This window comes from Streptomyces sp. CC0208, assembly GCF_003443735.1.
Taxonomy (GTDB): Bacteria; Actinomycetota; Actinomycetes; order Streptomycetales; family Streptomycetaceae; genus Streptomyces; species Streptomyces sviceus.
Genome location: NZ_CP031969.1, coordinates 5,110,319 through 5,128,183 on the forward strand (window position 1 = coordinate 5,110,319; position 17,865 = coordinate 5,128,183).

Annotated in this window: 13 protein-coding genes, 1 tRNA gene and 1 pseudogene; 9 read left to right on the plus strand and 6 right to left on the minus strand. The window is 71.2% G+C overall.

Annotated features, from left to right (window positions below; translation table 11 throughout):
• The first annotated feature begins 348 nt into the window (after nt 1–348).
• From D1369_RS23545 to D1369_RS23560, 4 genes and pseudogenes are all read left to right on the plus strand, one after another.
• On the plus strand, nt 349–993 hold the full coding sequence (locus D1369_RS23545) for an RNA polymerase sigma factor (RefSeq protein WP_007382698.1): 645 nt from the start codon (nt 349–351) through the stop codon (nt 991–993).
• Nucleotides 990–2,075: a CU044_5270 family protein gene (locus D1369_RS23550; protein ID WP_007382697.1), complete on the plus strand. Its 1,086-nt coding sequence runs from the start codon at nt 990–992 to the stop codon at nt 2,073–2,075. Before D1369_RS23545 ends, D1369_RS23550 begins: the two co-directional genes overlap by 4 nt.
• The gene (locus tag D1369_RS23555) at nt 2,076–5,510 is read left to right on the plus strand and encodes a S8 family peptidase (RefSeq protein ID WP_037900448.1); all 3,435 of its coding nucleotides are present in this window, start codon (nt 2,076–2,078) and stop codon (nt 5,508–5,510) included.
• 15 nt (nt 5,511–5,525) lie between these two features.
• Nucleotides 5,526–5,790, plus strand: a pseudogene (locus D1369_RS23560) (site-specific integrase); the annotation flags it as partial.
• Between the two features lie 81 nt (nt 5,791–5,871).
• Here the strand turns inward: D1369_RS23560 and D1369_RS23565 are convergent.
• The 3 genes from D1369_RS23565 to D1369_RS23575 all read right to left on the minus strand — a co-directional run bounded on the left by D1369_RS23565 (nt 5,872) and on the right by D1369_RS23575 (nt 9,079).
• Nucleotides 5,872–5,944 (minus strand) — tRNA-Arg (locus D1369_RS23565).
• A 73-nt stretch (nt 5,945–6,017) separates the two neighbouring features.
• On the minus strand, nt 6,018–7,658 hold the full coding sequence (locus tag D1369_RS23570) for a helix-turn-helix domain-containing protein (RefSeq protein WP_007382694.1): 1,641 nt from the start codon (nt 7,656–7,658) through the stop codon (nt 6,018–6,020).
• A gap of 143 nt (nt 7,659–7,801) precedes the next feature.
• On the minus strand, nt 7,802–9,079 hold the full coding sequence (locus D1369_RS23575; protein ID WP_050789712.1) for a M6 family metalloprotease domain-containing protein: 1,278 nt from the start codon (nt 9,077–9,079) through the stop codon (nt 7,802–7,804).
• 248 nt (nt 9,080–9,327) lie between these two features.
• Between D1369_RS23575 and D1369_RS23580 the strand changes: the two genes are divergently transcribed.
• Complete coding sequence (locus D1369_RS23580) at nt 9,328–9,966, plus strand: TetR/AcrR family transcriptional regulator (RefSeq protein ID WP_050789711.1); 639 nt, start codon at nt 9,328–9,330, stop codon at nt 9,964–9,966.
• A gap of 134 nt (nt 9,967–10,100) precedes the next feature.
• Nucleotides 10,101–11,642, plus strand: coding sequence for an MFS transporter (locus D1369_RS23585; RefSeq protein ID WP_007382691.1), 1,542 nt, complete (start codon nt 10,101–10,103; stop codon nt 11,640–11,642).
• Between the two features lie 106 nt (nt 11,643–11,748).
• Here the strand turns inward: D1369_RS23585 and D1369_RS23590 are convergent, their stop codons facing one another.
• A complete protein-coding gene (locus tag D1369_RS23590; RefSeq protein ID WP_037900447.1) occupies nt 11,749–12,258 on the minus strand; it encodes a MarR family transcriptional regulator in 510 nt (169 codons plus the stop codon).
• A gap of 137 nt (nt 12,259–12,395) precedes the next feature.
• Here D1369_RS23590 and D1369_RS23595 point away from each other — a divergent pair, with 137 nt between their 5' ends.
• The gene (locus tag D1369_RS23595; RefSeq protein WP_037900445.1) at nt 12,396–13,187 is read left to right on the plus strand and encodes a class III extradiol ring-cleavage dioxygenase; all 792 of its coding nucleotides are present in this window, start codon (nt 12,396–12,398) and stop codon (nt 13,185–13,187) included.
• Nucleotides 13,188–13,203: 16 nt separating this feature from the next.
• On the opposite strand, the gene D1369_RS23600 is transcribed toward D1369_RS23595, so the two are convergent.
• On the minus strand, nt 13,204–13,734 hold the full coding sequence (locus D1369_RS23600) for a GNAT family N-acetyltransferase (RefSeq protein ID WP_037900443.1): 531 nt from the start codon (nt 13,732–13,734) through the stop codon (nt 13,204–13,206).
• Between the two features lie 192 nt (nt 13,735–13,926).
• On the opposite strand from D1369_RS23600, the gene D1369_RS23605 reads away from it, so the two are divergent.
• Nucleotides 13,927–14,925, plus strand: coding sequence for a sigma-70 family RNA polymerase sigma factor (locus D1369_RS23605; protein ID WP_007382687.1), 999 nt, complete (start codon nt 13,927–13,929; stop codon nt 14,923–14,925).
• 379 nt (nt 14,926–15,304) lie between these two features.
• Here D1369_RS23605 and D1369_RS23610 read toward each other — a convergent pair whose 3' ends face one another.
• Nucleotides 15,305–16,276 carry a YafY family protein gene (locus tag D1369_RS23610; protein WP_007382686.1) on the minus strand — a complete coding sequence of 324 codons (972 nt, stop codon included), beginning with the start codon at nt 16,274–16,276 and terminating at the stop codon, nt 15,305–15,307.
• Nucleotides 16,277–16,338: 62 nt separating this feature from the next.
• Between D1369_RS23610 and D1369_RS23615 the strand changes: the two genes are divergently transcribed.
• Nucleotides 16,339–17,862: an MFS transporter gene (locus D1369_RS23615; RefSeq protein WP_007382685.1), complete on the plus strand. Its 1,524-nt coding sequence runs from the start codon at nt 16,339–16,341 to the stop codon at nt 17,860–17,862.
• Nucleotides 17,863–17,865: the final 3 nt, after the last annotated feature.

Genomic DNA, 17,865 nt, shown 5'->3' on the forward strand with positions numbered 1-17,865 from the left:
GCCTGGATGGCTTGTGCCTGGACCGGCGCGATCGTCAGCGCGAGGCCCTGGCCCCGTCGGTTCTCGGCCGCTCCGGTCCGCAAGTGTTGCGGCCCGTGGGCGAGCGGCTCTGCCGAAGCCCGGGCTCTGGTTTGCGTACGACGACAACGGCGCCGTTCACCGTCGGTGAGACCGGCGCCCGCCCGTGCCGGTGGGCGCCTTGCTTCCGGGCCTCGCAGCCTGAGCGGTGCGCGGGTGAGCGGCTGCCATGTCCACCGAGTCCTCGTGCGGTCACCGCCCCGGGGGACCTGTGCGACGGCTGTGACGTGTCTCACCGGAACTCGCCCGCGCCGTACGTCAGTTCAAGACGTGACCACAGATATGCGAACCCGGGTGCGAAACGGAGATCCGGACGCCTTCGCGGAACTCTTCGACGCGTGCGCCCGCGCGGTGTACAACCACGCCTTCCGGCTGACCGCCGACTGGTCGCTGGCCGAGGACGTGATGTCGACAACCTTCATGGAGGCGTGGCGGCGCCGGGCCTCGGTCGAGGCCGAAGGCGGCTCGCTGCGGCCGTGGCTGCTGGGCATCGCCACCAACGTCGCCCGCTCCCACCACCGCGGCAACCGCCGCTACCGCAACGCGGCGAGCGCCGCGGCAGCCGCGCACGCCGCCGAGGAACGGGTCGAGGACCACGCCGAGGAGACCGCCGGACGCCTGGACGACCGGCGCCGTATCAACGCCACGCTCGCCGCCCTCAGTCTGCTCAAGCGTCCCGAGCGCGAGGTCCTGACGCTGTGCCTGTGGGAGGGGATGGAGTACGCCGAGGCGGCCCGCGCCCTCGGTGTCCCGGTCGGCACCGTCCGCTCCCGCCTCTCCCGCGCCCGCTCCAAGCTGCGCAAGCTCGCCGACGCGCAACTGCTCGGAGAAAAACGGGAACCCACCCGCACGAACCGGCAGATAACAGGTGATCGCGGATACGCGGTCCGGTCCGCACAGGAAGGAAACCGATGAACGCCAGCCCCTCCCACCGGCCCCACCCGGCCGAGTGGACGGAGACGCAGAGTCTGCTGCCCTCCGCCGAGCGGGATCTGCCGGCGGGCCGCCACCAGTTCCACAAGGAGCAGATGATGGCCCGGATCCACGAAGACCTCCGCACCTCCTCCCGTACGTCCGCCACCTCTCGGGTCGCACCCGTGAAGCGCTCCAACCCGTTCCTGCGCCGTACGATCCTCCTGCCCGCCGCGGCCTTCGCCCTGGCCGGCGCGGTCGTGGGCGGCCTCGCCCTCACCGGCGGCGGAACCGACGGCGGCAGGACCGCCCTGGCCACCGGCCCCGCACTGACCACCAGGATCGGCGCCGCCGACGCCAAGGGCGCCCCCCAGCTCCTCGAACGCATCTCCCTGGCCGCCGCCGACACCTCCGCGCCCACCCCGCGCAAGGGCCAGTACATCTACATCGCCTCCAAGGTGGCCGACAGCTACGTCAAGACCGACGGCGACAAGAGCGAGGCGGTCAGCAAGGAACTGCACTCCCGCCAGGTCTGGAACTCCCTCGACGGCAGGGACGGTTGGCTGATCGAGGCCGGCGAGACGAGCGACGAGGGCATCACCCTGAAGAGCGACGTCCCGTTCAGCGGCGCCTACAACGCCCTGGCCGGGCTGCCGACCGATCCCGACGCGCTGCTGCAGCGGATCTACCGTGCCTCGGACGCCAACCGGGACCCCGAAGTCCCGCGCGACCAGGCCGCCTTCGTCGCGATCGGCGATCTGCTGTTCGAGAGCTATCCGCCTGCCGAGGTCGGCGCCGCCCTGTACAAGGCCGCGGCCAAGATCCCCGGAGTCGTCTCGGTGGATGACGCGGTCGACGCCACGGGCCGGCACGGGGTCGCGATCGCGCGGGAGAACCCAGTCGCCGGCGAGCGCACCGAGTGGATCTTCGACAAGAAGACCCTGCGGTTCCTCGGCGAGCGCATCGTGGTGGTCAAGGCCACGGCGGGCAATCCCCTCAAGGTCGGTACCGTCACGCACACCAGCGCGATCACCGAGCGCGCGGTCGTCGACGCCGCCCAGCAGGTCCCCGGGCAGGTGAGCTGAATGCGCGACAGAACCACGAGCGCCTCGCTGGCCGCCCTGCTGGTGGCGGGGCTGATGACGGGCGTCTCGGTGGCGGCCACGGGCTCCGGCCTCGGCGTACGGACGCAGGACACCGCCACGGTCGCGGCGCCCGGCAGCCCCGCCCTCGGCGCGCGGACCCCCGGCTCCGCCTCCGCGGCTGGCCGGTACGTCACCCTCCTCACCGGCGACCGGGTCCGGTTGGACGCCCGGGGCCGGGTCACGGGCGTACGGCGGGCACCGGGCCGTGAGCACGTCCCGGTGTCCGTGCGCGGCGTCGGGGGCGATCAGTACGTCGTTCCCGCCGACGCCGCCGCCCTGATCGGCCAAGGCGTCCTGGACATGCGGCTGTTCGATGTCAGCGGCCTGATACGCGCCGGATACGACGACACCCGGCGCGGCACGCTCCCGCTGATCGTGTCGTACGAGGGCAAGTCCGCCCAGCGCAGGAGCACCCAGAAGTCACTGGTCGCGGACGCGGACGCCACCGTGAGCCGGGAGCTGCCCAGCGTGGCGGGCGCCGCGATCACCGTGCCCAAGGCCGGGGCCGACGACATGTGGCAGGCCCTCACCGAGGAGCAGGGAGTCGCGCGGGTCTGGCTGGACGGCCGGTTCAAGGCGCCGGCGGACGAAGACGGCGCGAAGTCCCGGGAGGCGGACGGGAAGGCCGACGGGGAGGCGGGCGGGGAGGCGGCCGGCGGCGTCGCGCAGATCGGCGCCCCGACCGCCTGGGCGGCCGGATACGACGGCAAGGGCGTCAAGGTCGCCGTCCTGGACACCGGCGTCGACACCACCCACCCGGACCTCGCCTCGGCGGTGAAGGCCTCGAAGAACTTCACCGGCACCGGCAGCACCGACGACATGGCCGGCCACGGCACCCATGTGGCCGCGACGCTGGCGGGCTCCGGCGCACGGTCCGGCGGCCGGTACAAGGGCGTCGCGCCCGGTGCCGGGATCCTCAACGCCAAGGTGCTGGACGACAGCGGCGAGGGCAGCGACTCCAGCGTCATCGCCGGCCTGGAGTGGGCCGCCGGGCAGGGCGCCAAGGTGGCCAACCTCAGCCTGGGCCAGGAGGACACCCCGGGGGAGGACCCGGTCGAGGCGGCGGTGAACGCCCTCTCGAAGAGCACCGGCATGCTCACCGTCGCCGCGGCCGGCAACGAGGGCCCCGACGCGGGAACCGTCGACTCCCCGGGGGCCGCGGAGTCGGCGCTCACCGTGGGCGCCGTCGACGGCGAGGACCGGCTCGCCGACTTCTCCAGCACCGGCCCGACCGCCGACAGCGCGCTGAAACCGGACCTCACGGCGCCGGGCGTGGACATCGTCTCGGCGAGGGCGGCGCACGGCCACATGGGCGACCCGGCCGCCGACGGCTATGTCGCCATGTCCGGTACGTCGATGGCGACGCCGCATGTCGCGGGGGCGGCCGCGATCCTCGCCCAGCGGCACCCCGACTGGACAGGCGCACGGATCAAACAGGCGCTCACCGCGTCCACCACCCCTACCTCCGGCGCGACCGTTTACCAGCAGGGGACGGGCCGGGTCGACGTGTCCCGGGCACTGGAGGGGGCGGTGGCGAGCGAACAGACCTCCGTGTCCTTCGGCAAGCAGCGGTGGCCCCACACCGACGACCGGCCGGTCACCCAGCACATCACCTACCGCAACGACGGCGACCACCCCGTCACCCTGGACCTGACGGCCACCGCGACCGGCCCCGGAGGCAGCACGGCCCCCGAAGGCATGTTCACGCTGAGCACCACACAGCTCACCGTCCCGGCGGGCGGCACCGCCGGCGTCGATCTCACCGCGGACACCCGCGTCGAGGCGGCGGACGGCGCCTACTCGGGCACGCTGGTCGCCACCGCGCGGAACGGCGCCGAACCCGCGGCCGCCGACCCCGCTGCCGTACGGACCGCCTTCGGCGTCGTACGCGAGGCCGAGGCATACGACCTCACCCTGAAGTTCCTCGACCGCGGCGGCCGGCCCGTGAGCGCTCCGCTGACCGAGGTCCTCGGGTACTCGGGCACGTACTGGACCACGAACCTCGCGGACTACGAGCAGATCTCCAAGGGCGTGTACCGGGTGCGGGTCCCGCGCGGCGACTACGTCGTGGACACCGTGTTGGACGATGCCGGGGGCACCTCCGCGCTGGTCCGCCCGCGGCTCTCGCTGACCGGGGACACCACGGTCGTCTTCGACGCGCGCAAGGCGAAGCCGGTCGGGATCACCGCGCCGCAGGGCGCGAAGATGTCCGACGGCCAGCTCAACCTCGCCGTGGGCACCGGGGATACCGGGGACACCGGGAGCGATTCGCACAACAGCACCCTGTTCTGGGGAACGTTCAAGAACCTGCGCACCGCGACCCTGGGACCGACCGCCCCGGCCGGGAGGCTCAGCACGCAGCTCGGCGGCCTGTGGCAGAAGGGCAGCACCACCTACCACCTGCTCCACAACCTGCCCGACCGCTTCCCCACCGGCTATCGGCACACCACGCGCATGAACGAACTGGCCCTGCTGAAGCGGGACTTCGGCTCGTCCGTCGCGCACCGCAAGGGCATCGTCAACGTCCTGTGGAGCGGCCCCACCCTGTCACTGGGCACGGTGAGCGACCCCTTCCCCCTGCCGACGACCGCGAAGATCTACGTCACCACGCCCAAGGGCTTCAAGTGGACGGCCAACCTGGGCCAGCGAAACGCCTCCGGAGACGACGAGGACGTCTTCTACGGCACGGAGCGCGCGAGGTCGTACCAGGCGGGCCGGACCTACGCGGCCACGTACAACGTCGGTGTCTTCAGCCCGATCACCGGCGGCCCGTACGGCGCACAGCGCGACGGCGACACCCTGGACCTGTGCGTCCCCGACCTCGCCGACGGGAGCGGACACCCCGCCTACTCCACAGCGAAACGCCGCACCACGGTCACCGCGGACGGCAGCACCCTGCTCGACAACGACGGCGACCTCTGCCAGACCGTGGAGAAGCTCCCGTCCGTCCCGGCCCGCTACACGATCCGAACGAACCTGACCCGCCCGCCAGGCGTGGCCACGACCACGAGCCGCCTGACATCGGCCTGGACCTTCACGTCCAGCCCGTCCGACTCCGGCTCGCTGCCCCTCTCCACGGTCCGCTTCCACCCGAAGCTCACCCCGACCGGCACGGCCCCCGCGGGCCGCCGCACCACGATCCCCCTCTCCCTCCAGGGCCCGGCGGCCACTGACCTGAAATCCCTGACGGTGAAGGTTTCCTACGACGCCGGCAAGACCTGGTCCCCCGCCCCGGTGACCACCACCCACGGCAAAAGGACCCTCACCCTGACCCACCCGGAAAACGCCCGCTCGGTCTCCCTCAAATCAACCCTGACCGACATCACCGGCAACACCTACGCGGTGACGATCCTGAAGGCATACCTCCTGGCCTGACGTGGCCCAGACACTCCTCGACGTGGTCAATTGCGGCGGAGGGACGACTGGGGGAAGGCTCGGAAGGCTGCACCCGGGCAACACGCTCGCCTCGACGGCGGGAGCCGGCACCCGGGAGCTGATGACGCGCATGGGCCACCGCAGCTCCCGAGCCGCGCTGATCCACCAGCACATGACCAGCGACCGGGACCGGACCATCGCCGACCGGCTTGGGGCCATGATCCGGGGCGGGGGAGTGGTCACCCCCGAGCCCCCTGAAAAGGATCGGGCGGGCTCATAGCGGCACGGATGTGGCACGGCGCCTGAAATGGCCAAGGGCCAGCCTGGGAGGAAACCCCTCCTGAGCTGGCCCTTAGTCGTGTGCCCCCGGCAGGATTCGAACCTGCGACACCCGCTTTAGGAGAGCGGTGCTCTATCCCCTGAGCTACGAAGGCGGACGGTGGCCGTGAAGGTCACTGGCGTCAGCGTACCGGATGTGCTGGGCTGCGGCGTGGGGGTTCCCCGGGGTCAGAGGAGGGGGATCCGGGTGAAGTGCCCCGCCGCGCGCAGCTCCCCCTCGATGCGGGCCGCCGTCAGGCGCAGTTCGGGCAGGAGCTGCTCGACGCACTCCTCCGCCGTGCGGCCCGCCGCGTGCAGGGCCACGTTCACGGCGGCGACGACCCGGCCCGTACGGTCGTGCAGGGGGACGGCGATCGTGCGCAGTCCGTCCTCCCAGTCCTCGTCGAGCAGGGCGTAGGACTGGTTCTCCGCCAGCAGCACCCGGCCCAGCGACGTCGCCGCGGCCGGCAGCCGGGTACCCACCCTGATGTCCACGCCCATGATTCGCGGCGACACGGCCCTCGCCGTGTACTGGATCTCCGGGCTCGAGTCCGGCCCCGGCCCCGACGGCACCAGGATCGCCAGTGCCGTCGACTCGCCCACCCGTGCCGAGAGGTCCGCCAGGTGGGGCGCGGCGATGCGGGGGAGGGTCGTACGGGAGAGGGGCGGGAAGCCCAGGGACAGGACCCGGGGGGTCAGGACGAAGGTGCGGGACTCCGGCTGTCCGCGGACCAGGCCCAGGTGTTCGTAGGTGATCAGGGCCCGGCGGGCGGTCGCCCGGGCCAGGCCGGTCGCCCGTGCCACGTCCGTCAGGGTCAGCGCGGCCCTGCCCTCGCCGAACGCCGTCAGGACCGTCAGGCCGCGCGCGAGGGACTCGATGAACTCCCGGCCCAGTTCGTGCTTGGACGCGCCGATCCAGGCGGCCGATCCCGAGGGCGGCGGGCCCGGGTCCGGCTCCGGGGCCTCGGCCAGTTCGCGTTCCATCTCGGCCACCGTCGCCCGCAGCCGCGGCAGCAGGGTGTCGCGCAGGTCCGCCGCCGTGTGGCGGCTGGTGTGGCTCACGACGTTCGCCACGCAGGCGATCCGGCCCGTGCGCGGATCCCGTACGGGCACGGAGACCGCCACCAGACCCGGTTCGATCAACTGGTCGTCCAGCGCCCAGCCGTTCCGGCCGGCGTGCGCCGCCCTCGCCTCGAACTCGCCCTTCGGGGGCGGGAGTTCCCGTGGCGGTACGGCCGGGAAGCCGCGGTTCTCCGGGTCCGCCGCCCGGCGCTCGCGCCACGTCCGCCAGTCGTCGTCCGTCCACTCGGAGGCGAACAGGGGCCCCGGCGCGGTGCGTTCGGCGGGGAGCAGGTCGCCGATGCGGAAGCTGAGGGACATCGCGCGGCGGCGGGTGGCCTGGTGGATGAAGCGGATGCCGTCACGGTCGGCGACCGCCAGCGACACCGACTCGTCCAGCTCGTCGGCGAGGGCGTCGGCCCGCGAGGAGAGCAGGGCGGGCAGACGCAGGGCGGCGAGATAGGCGTTGCCGAGTTCCATGAGCCGGGGGGTCGCCACCGCGTCCCGGCCGTCGAGACGGACGTATCCCATGCGGGCCAGCGTCGACGTGATGCGGTCGACCGTGGATCGCGCCAGGCCCGTCGCCCGCTCCAGGCCGCTCAGGCTCAGCGTTCCGCCCGCCTCGGTCAGCTCCCGCAGCACCCTGACCCCCCGGATCAGCGGCGCGACCGCCTCGGCCGGCACGGCGGACTCCGGTACCGGCACGGCGGACTCCGGTACCGGCACGGCGGACTCCGGTACCGGCGGGGGAGTGGTCGTCTTGGCGGGCATCGGCTCTCCGGTACGGCGGTCGCGGCAGGCCTACGGTAATCCGCCACGGCACCGACGGCGTGCCACGGCCCCGGGAGGAGCCGACGGCCCACCGCCATCCCTCCGTCACCGCCACTCGCTATTCCCGCGTCACCGCCACCCCCCTATCCCCGCGTCACCGCCACCCGGTAGTCGCCGTCCCCGTCCGCCCCCAGCACCCGCACCCGGATGCCCCTGGCCGGGTCACGGAACTCCTCGCCGGCCGCGAACGGGGCGTCGGAGAGTTCCGCGTGGACGTTGGGGCTGCGCGTGCAGCCCCCGCTGTCGCGCCGGGCGTCGTACACGCGCACCGGGCCCCGGCCGGTGTCCACGTCCGCGTCGACCTTGTAGACGAGGACGCCTGGCCGGCACACCGTCTCGTCGTTGCCCTCGCGGGTGCGCAGCTCGACCGCGTAACCGGTGCGGCGGCCCAGGGGGACGAAGAGGAGCTTGGTGCCGAGGCCGGAGCGGGCCAGGGGGGTCAGCGTGTACTCCGAAGTCCCGGGCGCGGTCACGCAGTTGACCTGTGTCGCGTCCAGCCAGCCGAGCTTCCACTTGTGCCAGCCGAGCAGGTCGTTGTTGGCGCCCCAGTCCTCGCTCATGATGTCCCAGTGGCCGACCGAGCCCCCGCCGTTCTGGGTGTAGAGGTCGGGCAGGCCGAAGACATGGCCGTTCTCGTGGGGCAGGACCCGGTAGCCGGTCTGCGGGTAGGAACCCGAGCCGTCGTCCTGGCGGGAGTACACGAAGGAGGCGTTGGCGACGGGGACGCCGTCGGCGACCGGGGCGTCGGGGTTGCCGGCGAAGGTCACCGACAGGACCGTGTCGAGGGCGGAGGGGCCGGCGTTCGGGGTCACCAGGACGTTCAGGAAGTCGTACGCCCGGAAGTCCACCTTGGGATCGGCGGCGGCCACGATGTCCTGGACGAGTCGGCGGTAGCCGGGGTCGAAGGGGGCGCCGCGCTCTATGCCGTAGGCCCGGAACGACCTCGGCATGCGCAGCCAGTCGGTGATCGGGGCCTCGGGGCGGTAGTCGAGGCGGCCGTAGGAACTGGTGCGGAACCAGTTCTGGGTTTGCGGGAAGAACTCGTCGAAGCGGCTCTTGGCGGTGCCGGAGCCGGGGGCGTCGGAGAAGTCGATCATCAGGGTGAGGGCGTGGACGGTGCCGGTGGAGCGGGAGTAGCCGCTGGGCGTGGGCAGGCCCTCTGACATCTGGACCGCCGGGCCGCCGCTGATCTGACAGGCGCCGTGGGTGTCGGAGCGGGCCAGGGCGGTCGGGCCGGCGGTCGTGGTCCCGGGGACGAGGCGCTCGGTCCCGGCCGAGGTGCTGACCGCGAGGGTCAGCGCGGTCACGGACGCGAGGGCGGCGGCGCGGCGCGGGCGTATACGACGTCTGGTCCACGGCATGCGAGCACCCTTCGGAGCGCGGCAGCCGCTGGTCAGAAGGCTGCTCCTCTTCGATCACCCTGTGCCGGGGCAGGGGCGCACGCGCGCTGGAGGAGACCGAACGTGGGTATCGCCGATCTGTGACTCAGGTCACAACATAATTTCCCCTCAACCCGAAATAACCGGGGAGCGTCTCCCCGTTTAGACCAGTGTCCGAGCGAAACGGGGAACGAATCCCCGGATCGCCCCGCCCAACCGAGGAGTCCACCGTGCAGACCGCTCTCTCCGCGCAGCGCAAGGCGCCCCGCGCCGACGCCCTGCGCAACCGCGAGCGGATCGTCACCGCCGCCAGCGAGATGTTCACCGAGTTCGGCCCCGACGTGCCGCTCGACGAGATCGCCCGCCGGGCCGGCGTCGGCAACGCCACGGTGTACCGCAACTTCCCCGACCGCGACGCGCTCGTCCGTGAGGTCGTCTGCTCCGTCATGGACCGGACGTCCGAGGCGGCCGAGCTCGCGCTCGCGCAGACCGGGGATGCCTTCGGCGCCCTGGAGCGCTTCGTGCACGCCGCCGCCGACGAGCGGATCACGGCACTGTGCCCGATGATCCAGGGCTCCTTCGACCAGTACCACCCCGACCTGGTGGCCGCACGCGAACGCATCGTGCAGCTCGTCGAGCAGCTCATGGACCGGGCCAGGTCGGCCGGTCAGCTCCGCGGGGACGTGAGCGTCGGTGACCTGATGGTCGCCGTGGCCCAGTTGTCCCGGCCCCCGGCCGGCACCGCCTGCCTCACCCTCGACGGGTTCGTGCACCGCACCCTTCAGCTGTTCCTGGACGGACTGCGGGCCCCGGCCCGCTCCGTACTGCCGGGTGTGGCCCTGACCACGGAGGACCTCCGCCAGACCTGATCCGACCGACGCGAACCGATTAGTTCGGCGCGCGAGCACAGTCTCTACAACGACTTTCGACCGGCCGTCGCTGATGACGGACCGTCCCCTTTCACATTCTTTTTCCGTTCCGAAGTCCCGAAGTGGGTACCCCCATGTCTGCAACAGCCGTAAAGGCCTCTGGTGCACCAGCCGTGTCCGGTGACGCCAACCGCTGGAAAGCGCTCGTCTTCATCGCGCTCGCTCAGCTGATGGTCGTGCTGGACGCGACCATCGTGAACATCGCCCTGCCCTCCGCCCAGGCCGACCTGGGCATAACCGACGGCAACCGCCAGTGGGTCGTCACGGCCTACGCCCTCGCCTTCGGTGGCCTCCTGCTCTTCGGCGGCCGGATCGCCGACCTGTGGGGCCGCAAGCGCGCCTTCGTCGTCGGCCTGATCGGCTTCGCCGCGGCCTCCGCGCTGGGTGGCGCCGCCACCAGCGGCGGCATGATGTTCGGTGCCCGCGCCCTGCAGGGCGCCTTCGGCGCACTGCTCGCGCCCGCCGCGCTCTCCCTGCTCGCCGTGATGTTCACGGACGCCAAGGAGCGCGCCAAGGCCTTCGGCATCTACGGCGCGATCGCCGGTGGCGGCGGCGCCGTGGGCTTCATCCTCGGCGGTGTGCTGACCGAGTACATGGACTGGCGCTGGACCTTCTTCGTGAACATCCCGTTCGCGATCGTCGCCGCGCTCGGCGCGTACTTCGTCATCCGTGAGCCCGAGGGCGGCCGCAACCGCAACCCGCTCGACATCCCCGGCGTGCTGCTGTCCACCCTGGGCCTGGTCGCGCTGGTCTACGGCTTCACCCGCGCCGAGACCGACGGCTGGGGCGACTCCGTGACCGTCGGCATGTTCGTCGCGTCGGCCGTCCTGCTGATCGCCTTCGTCGTCACCGAGGCCAGGACCAAGGCCCCGCTGCTGCCGCTGCGCGTCATCACCGACCGCAACCGCGGCGGGATCTACCTCTCGCTCGGCATCGCGATCATCGCGATGTTCGGCACCTTCCTGTTCCTGACCTACTACCTGCAGATCGTGAAGGGCTTCACGCCGATCAAGACCGGCTTCGCCTTCATGCCGATGATCGTCGGCATGATGGTCGGCTCGACCCAGATCGGCGCCCGCCTGATGACCCGCGTCCCGGCGCGGCTGCTGATGGGCCCCGGCTTCCTGGTCGCCGCGGTCGGCATGCTCCTCATGACCCAGCTGGAGATCGGTTCGTCGTACGCCTCGACGATCCTGCCGGCCATGCTGCTGCTCGGCCTCGGCATGGGTACGGCGTTCATGCCGGCCATGTCCCTGGCCACCCTGGGCGTCGAGCCCCGGGACGCCGGTGTCGCCTCCGCGATGGTCAACACCTCGCAGCAGGTCGGCGGTGCGATCGGTACGGCCCTGCTGAACACGATCGCCGCCTCGGCCACGACCTCCTACATCGCCGACCACATCGGCTCCGCGACCTCCAAGTCGCAGGCGCAGCTGGTGGCGCTGGAGGGCCAGGTGCACGGCTACACCAACGCGATCTGGTTCGCCGTCGGCATGCTGGTGCTCGCCGCGGTCATCGTCGTGACCCTCGTCAACGCCGGCCGCACGGACGCCGCTGTGGTGGCCGGGTCCGGAGAGGGCGCCGAGGAGGAGCTGGCGGTGCCGGTCGTCGCCCACTGACGGCGACCGCCCCGCGGTACCCCTTCGAAAACCTCGTACGTACGGGGATGGGGACGCTCCGTACGTACGACCCCAGGAACTGCCCTGGTCTCGCTGAGTGAGCGGCTCAGCGGAGCCAGGGCAGATCCGCGCCCGCCTCGTTCGGCTGGAGTCCCTCGGCGACGATCTGCATGATCTCGCCGAGGGACTTCTGCTGTTCCGGGGTGAGCCGGTCGAAGATGGCGTTGCGCACGGCCCGCACATGGCCCGGCGCGGCGCCCCGCAGCATCTCCAGGCCCGGGTCCGTGAGCACCGCGAACTGGCCGCGCTTGTCGTCCGGGCAGTCCTCCCGGCGCACCCAGCCGTTGCGCTCCAGACGGGCGATCGCGTGCGAGAGCCGGGACCGGGTGATCTTCGCCTTCATGGCCAGCTCGGTCATCCGCAGCCGCCGGTGCGGCGCCTCGGCGAGGCCCACGAGCAGTCCGTAGTAGATGTGCGGCATGCCGGCGTCCCGCTGGAGCTGGCGGTCGAGGTGATCCTCGAGCAGGGTCGTGGCGTGCACGTAAGAGCGCCAGATGCGCTGTTCTTCGTCGTCGAGCCACTGGGGCTCCTCGTCGGGGACGGATGCCGTGTTCATGGATCCCACTCTACGAGCTCTCTCCTTGAAGCTTAAACAAATGAGGCGTACAGTCATGTCATAAGAAGCTTTAAATTTGAAGCACCCGAAGCAGCCTAAGCACCCGAAGCATCGGAAGTACCGGAGGAGTCCCCGCCATGTCCGCCGACACGCTGGAGCGCATGCCCGCCCTCTATCTGAGTCACGGCGCGCCGCCGCTCGCCGACGACCCGATCTGGCCCGGTGAGCTCGCCGCCTGGTCCGCGGACCTGCCCCGCCCCAAGGCGATCCTCATGGTCTCCGCGCACTGGGAGGAGGCCCCCCTCGCCCTCGGCGCGGTGCGGCCCGTCCCGCTCGTCTACGACTTCTGGGGCTTCCCCGAGCACTACTACAAGGTGAGGTACGACGCCCCCGGCGCCCCCGAGCTCGCCGATTCCGTCCGCAAGCTGCTGCGCGCCCCCGGCGTCCCCGTGCAGGACGTCCCGGACCGCGGACTGGACCACGGCGCATACGTCCCCCTCGTCGAGATGTTCCCCGAGGCCGACATCCCCGTCCTCCAGGTCTCCATGCCGACCCTCGACCCGGTCAAGCTCATGGACATCGGCCGCAAGCTCGCCCCGCTGCGCGACGAGGGCGTCCTGATCGTCGGCTCCGGCTTCTTCACCCACAACCTCGCCGCCCTGCGCCACACCGGTCCCGGAGTGCCCACCTGGTCCTCGGAGTTCGACGACTGGGGCCGGCGGGCCCTTGAGGCACGGGACGTGGACTCCCTGCTGGACTTCCTCGACAAGGCCCCGGCCGGGCGCTACGCCCATCCGCGCACCGAGCACTTCGCGCCCCTCTTCGTCACCATGGGCGCGGCGGACGTGAGCGGCGAGCTGGACACGCAGAAGTCCGTGATCGACGGGTTCTGGATGGGGATGGCCAAGCGGTCGGTGCAGTTCGGCTGAGACCCTCGCGCGGGGACTAGAGGTCCTTCTCGTACCAGGCCACGTCCCAGTAGCGGCCGAACTTCCGGCCCACCTCCCGGTAGGTGCCGACGTAGCGGAACCCGAAGCGTTCATGCAGCCGCGTGGACGCTTCGTTGGGCTGGGTGATGCCCGCGTAGGCGCGGTGCACGTCCTCGCCCGCCAGGGCCTCGAAGAGGGCCTTGTAGAGGAGGGTGCCGACGCCCCGGCCACCCGCGTCCGGGGCGACGTAGACGGTGACCTCCACGGAGGTCGCGTACGCGGCCTTCGCGCGAAAGGGGCTGGAGGTGGCGTACCCGAGGATCCGCTGTGAGGTTCCTGTCGACTCCGTGTCGGTGGCAACCATCAGGCGGTACGGGCCGTCTTCAGGGTGGGAGAGCAGCCAGGGGCGGCGCTCTTCCGGGGTGAAGACAGCGGTGTCGAAGGTGATGGGTGTCTCACGGACATAGTGGTTGTAGAGGTCGGCGAGGGCCTTGAGGTCACCTTCGACTCCCGGCCTGACCTGCACCTCTGTACGTTCTGACGGCATCACGCCTCCCCATGTGGCCGGACAGGGTACTGCAAGATCAGAAAAATAGCGGCACCGCTTGGGAATTCTGTCCGGTTTCCAGTCGTTGTTTCCATCGGATGCAGGGCACCCGAGGAGAGTCCGGAAGCAACCGGAGCCGGGACCCAGCGTCCGAAGGACCACCCGCTGAGCCAACATCGCAAGGGAGCACGCATGGCAACCCGTGCCGTCGCCCGTCGTAAGTCCGCCACCGGCGGGTCTACCGACGCGGCACGCAGTGTTCGCGTCCATGGCGGCGAGATAGCCGACCGCGACCTGGTCGGCATGTACCTCGACGAGATCGCGCGTACGCCGCTGCTCGACGCCGCCAAGGAAGTCGAGCTGTCCCAGATCATCGAGGCGGGTGTGTTCGCCCGACAGGTCCTCGACGGGTTCGAGGAGGCCAAGGCGGACGCCACCCGCGAGGAGCTGGAGGCGTTGGTGGAGGAGAGCGAGCGCGCCAAGGACGTGTTCATCCGCTCCAACCTGCGCCTGGTCGTCGCCGTGGCCCGCCGCTACCCCCGCAGCGGGCTGCCCCTGCTCGACCTGATCCAGGAGGGCAACGCCGGTCTGGTGCGCGCGGTCGAGAAGTTCGACTACCGCAAGGGCTTCAAGTTCTCGACGTACGCGACCTGGTGGATCCGTCAGGCCATCACCCGTTCCATCGCCGACCAGTCCCGCACCATCCGGCTGCCCGTCCACCTGGTGGAGGAGCTGGGCCGCATCCGCCGTGTGCAGCGCGAGTTCAACCGCGAGCACGGCCGTGACCCGGAGCCCGCGGAAATCGCCGCCGAGCTCGGCTCCAACGCCGAGCGCGTGGTCGACGTCCTGGACTGGGCCCGTGACCCGGTCTCGCTGAACATGTCGGTGGACGACGACGGCGACACCCAGTTCGGCGACCTCCTGGAGGACACCTCCGCGGTCTCGCCGGAGCAGTCGGTGCTGACCCTGCTGCGCAGCGAGGAATTGGACGACCTCATCGGCCGCCTCGACCAGCGCACCGCGTCCATCATCAAGATGCGGTACGGCATCGAGGACGGGCGCGAGCGCACGCTGACCGAGGTCGGCAAGGAGCACGGGCTGACCCGCGAGCGGATCCGGCAGATCGAGAAGCACGCCCTGCTGGAGCTGAAGAAGCTGGCGCGGTCCACCGGGTTCGACGCCGCGGCATAGCCGGGGTGTGCCCGCGTACGCCGGGTGGCGAAAGACCGCGCGAACAATGGCTGTACTAGGTCGCTTAACCTGCCGGACCCTGGGCACAAGACTTCAGGGTCCACATGTTCGAGTCCCGGAGGTCATGCTTTCGGACCCGCCGGACCCTCCTGAACCAAGTCCCGACGCAATCCCCCCCCGGCGCCGGGACTCTCCCCGAGCCGGACCTCGGCGCCCCTCCCCCCGGGCGCCGGGGTCCGGCTCTTTTCGCGCCCAGGAAAAGCGGAACGGTGGGTCACCCCGTACCTGAACCACGGGGTGACCCACCGAAGGGGAGATTCTGTCACATCGGGTGGCTTGCCGGGTTCGGCCCGGGCCCGGCGCCCGCTGCCCCACCACCTCAGGCGACTTCCCCCGACGCCCGGACCAGCCGGCCCCCCAACTCCCGCACCGCATCGACGAGTTCCGGCGGCTGCTCCACCCGGAACTCCACCCCGGTCATCGCCAGCCGCACCGCCATCCAGTCCACGGAATCGGCCACCGTCGACCGCAACCGGCACCGTCCCTCGCCCAGGGACTCCGGTACCCCCATCCACGCCGGCACCCGGGCCCCCACCACCGACGCCTCGCCTTCGAACGTCACGACGAGTTCGTACGTCTCCTGGCGGCGGTACATCGACTGCCGCAGGTACTCCGCCGCACTCCCCGTCGGCAACTCCCGCGGAGCGAACCGGGCCCCCGTGGCGAAGGGGGCGTTCACCCGGTCGACCCGGAAGGTCCGCCAGTCGCCCCGGTCGAGGTCGTAGGCGACGAGGTACCAGCGGCGCCCGGTGGAGACCAGCCGGTACGGCTCCACCACCCGGCGGGACTCGGCGCCGTCCTTGGCGCGGTAGCCGAAGCGGAGGCGTTCGTGTCCGGCCACCGTGGACGCCATCACCGTCAGGGTCTCGGTCGGGATGCTCGCCCCGTCCCCGCTGGTCAGCGGAGTCGTGGCGGCCTGGAGGGTGGACACCCGGTGCCGCAGCCGGGAGGGCAGGACCTGTTCCAGTTTCGCCAGCGCCCGTACGGACGCCTCGTCCACCCCCTCGAGCGCGTGCCCCGCCCCCGCCCGCAGCCCGACCGCGATGGCCACCGCCTCCTCGTCGTCGAGGACGAGCGGGGGCATGGCCTTGCCCGCGACGAGCCGGTAGCCGCCGTCGGATCCCTTGGACGCCTCGACGGGATAGCCCAGTTCACGGAGGCGGTCGATGTCCCGCCGGACCGTGCGGCGGGAGACCTGGAGGCGGTCGGCGAGCTCTCCGCCGGGCCATTCGCGGGGCGTCTGGAGGAGGGAGAGGAGCGTCAGGAGCCGTGCCGGAGTGTCCGTCGTCATGAGTCCGAGAATGCCGTAGAACTAGGACACGATCTGACCTAGTGGGATCATAGGTTCAGGACATGACCTCCACCGAGACCTCCCTTTCGGGCATCCCCGACGTACCGTCCGCGGGCGACCGGCGTCGCTGGTTCGCTCTCGCCATCGTGATGACCGCGGCCTTCATGGACCTCGTCGACGTCACGATCGTCAACATCGCCATTCCGTCCATCCGGCAGGACTCCGGTGCCTCCGTCAGCCACATCCAGTGGATCACCGCCGGTTACGCCCTCGCCTTCGCGGCGGGGCTGATCACCGGAGGGCGGCTCGGTGACATCCACGGGCGCAAGCGGCTGTTCCTCGTCGGCATCGGCGGATTCACGCTCGCGTCGGCGCTGTGCGGCTTCGCCGCGAACCCGGACATGCTGGTCGCGGCCCGGATCCTGCAGGGCGGCATGGCGGCGATGATGGTGCCGCAGGTCCTGTCGATCGTGCACGCGACCTTCCCCGCACACGAGCGGGGCAAGGTGTTCGGGCTGTTCGGCGCGGTCGTCGGGCTGGGGGCCGTGTCCGGTCCGCTGCTCGGGGCGCTGCTGACCGAGTGGAACCTCTTCGGGCTCGAGTGGCGGCCGATCTTCCTCATCAACCTGCCGGTCGGGATCATGGGGCTCGTCCTCGGGAGCCGTTTCATCACCGAGTCCAAGGCCCCGCGGGCGCTGAAGCTGGACCTGGTGGGCGTGGCCATGGTCGTGCTTGGACTGCTGATGCTGCTCTACCCGCTGACCCGCGGCGAGGAGCTGGACTGGCCGGTGTGGGGATACGTGTCGATGGCCGGCGCGCCCCTCGTGTTCGCGGCGCTGGTGGCGTACGAGAAGCGCAAGGGCGAGCGGGACGGGTCGCCGCTGGTGGAGCTGTCGCTGTTCAGGGTGAAGAGTTTCGCGGCCGGGATCGCGGTGCAGACCGTGTTCGGCGTCGGGCTCGGCATCTTCTTCCTGGTGTGGACGCTGTACATGCAGACCGGTCTCGGCTGGAGCCCACTGCGGGCGGGGCTGACCGGGGTGCCGTTCTCGCTCGCGGTCTCCACGGCGGCGGGGCTGTCGGTCCAGAAGCTCGTGCCGCGGTTCGGGCGCGGGGTGCTCCAGGCCGGTGCGCTGCTGATGGCGGTCGGTGTGCTGCTCTACCTCTGGGAGGCCGAGCGGTACGGCATGTCGATCAGCTCGTGGCAGATGGCGCTGCCGCTGGTCGTGATGGGCGTGGGCATGGGGCTGATCGTCGCGCCGCTCACCGACGCGGTGCTCTCGGAGGTGCCGCGCGAGCACGCCGGTTCGGCGTCGGGGCTGATCAACACCGTGCAGCAGATGGGCAACGCGCTGGGGCTCGGGCTGGTGTCGGTGGTGTTCTTCGGGGTCATCGGCGACGACCTGAGGCCGGAACAGGTGGGCCCGGCCTTCGTGGACGCCTTCCAGCACGCGCTCGGGTGGGTCGCCGCGGTGATGGGCGTGATCTTCCTGCTGATGTTCGCGCTGCCGAAGCGGCCCGTGTTGCAGGGGGAGGGGGCCGCCGGGCTTCCCGCGGTGGAGGAGAAGGAGCCGGAGCTCGTGTCCTGAGGC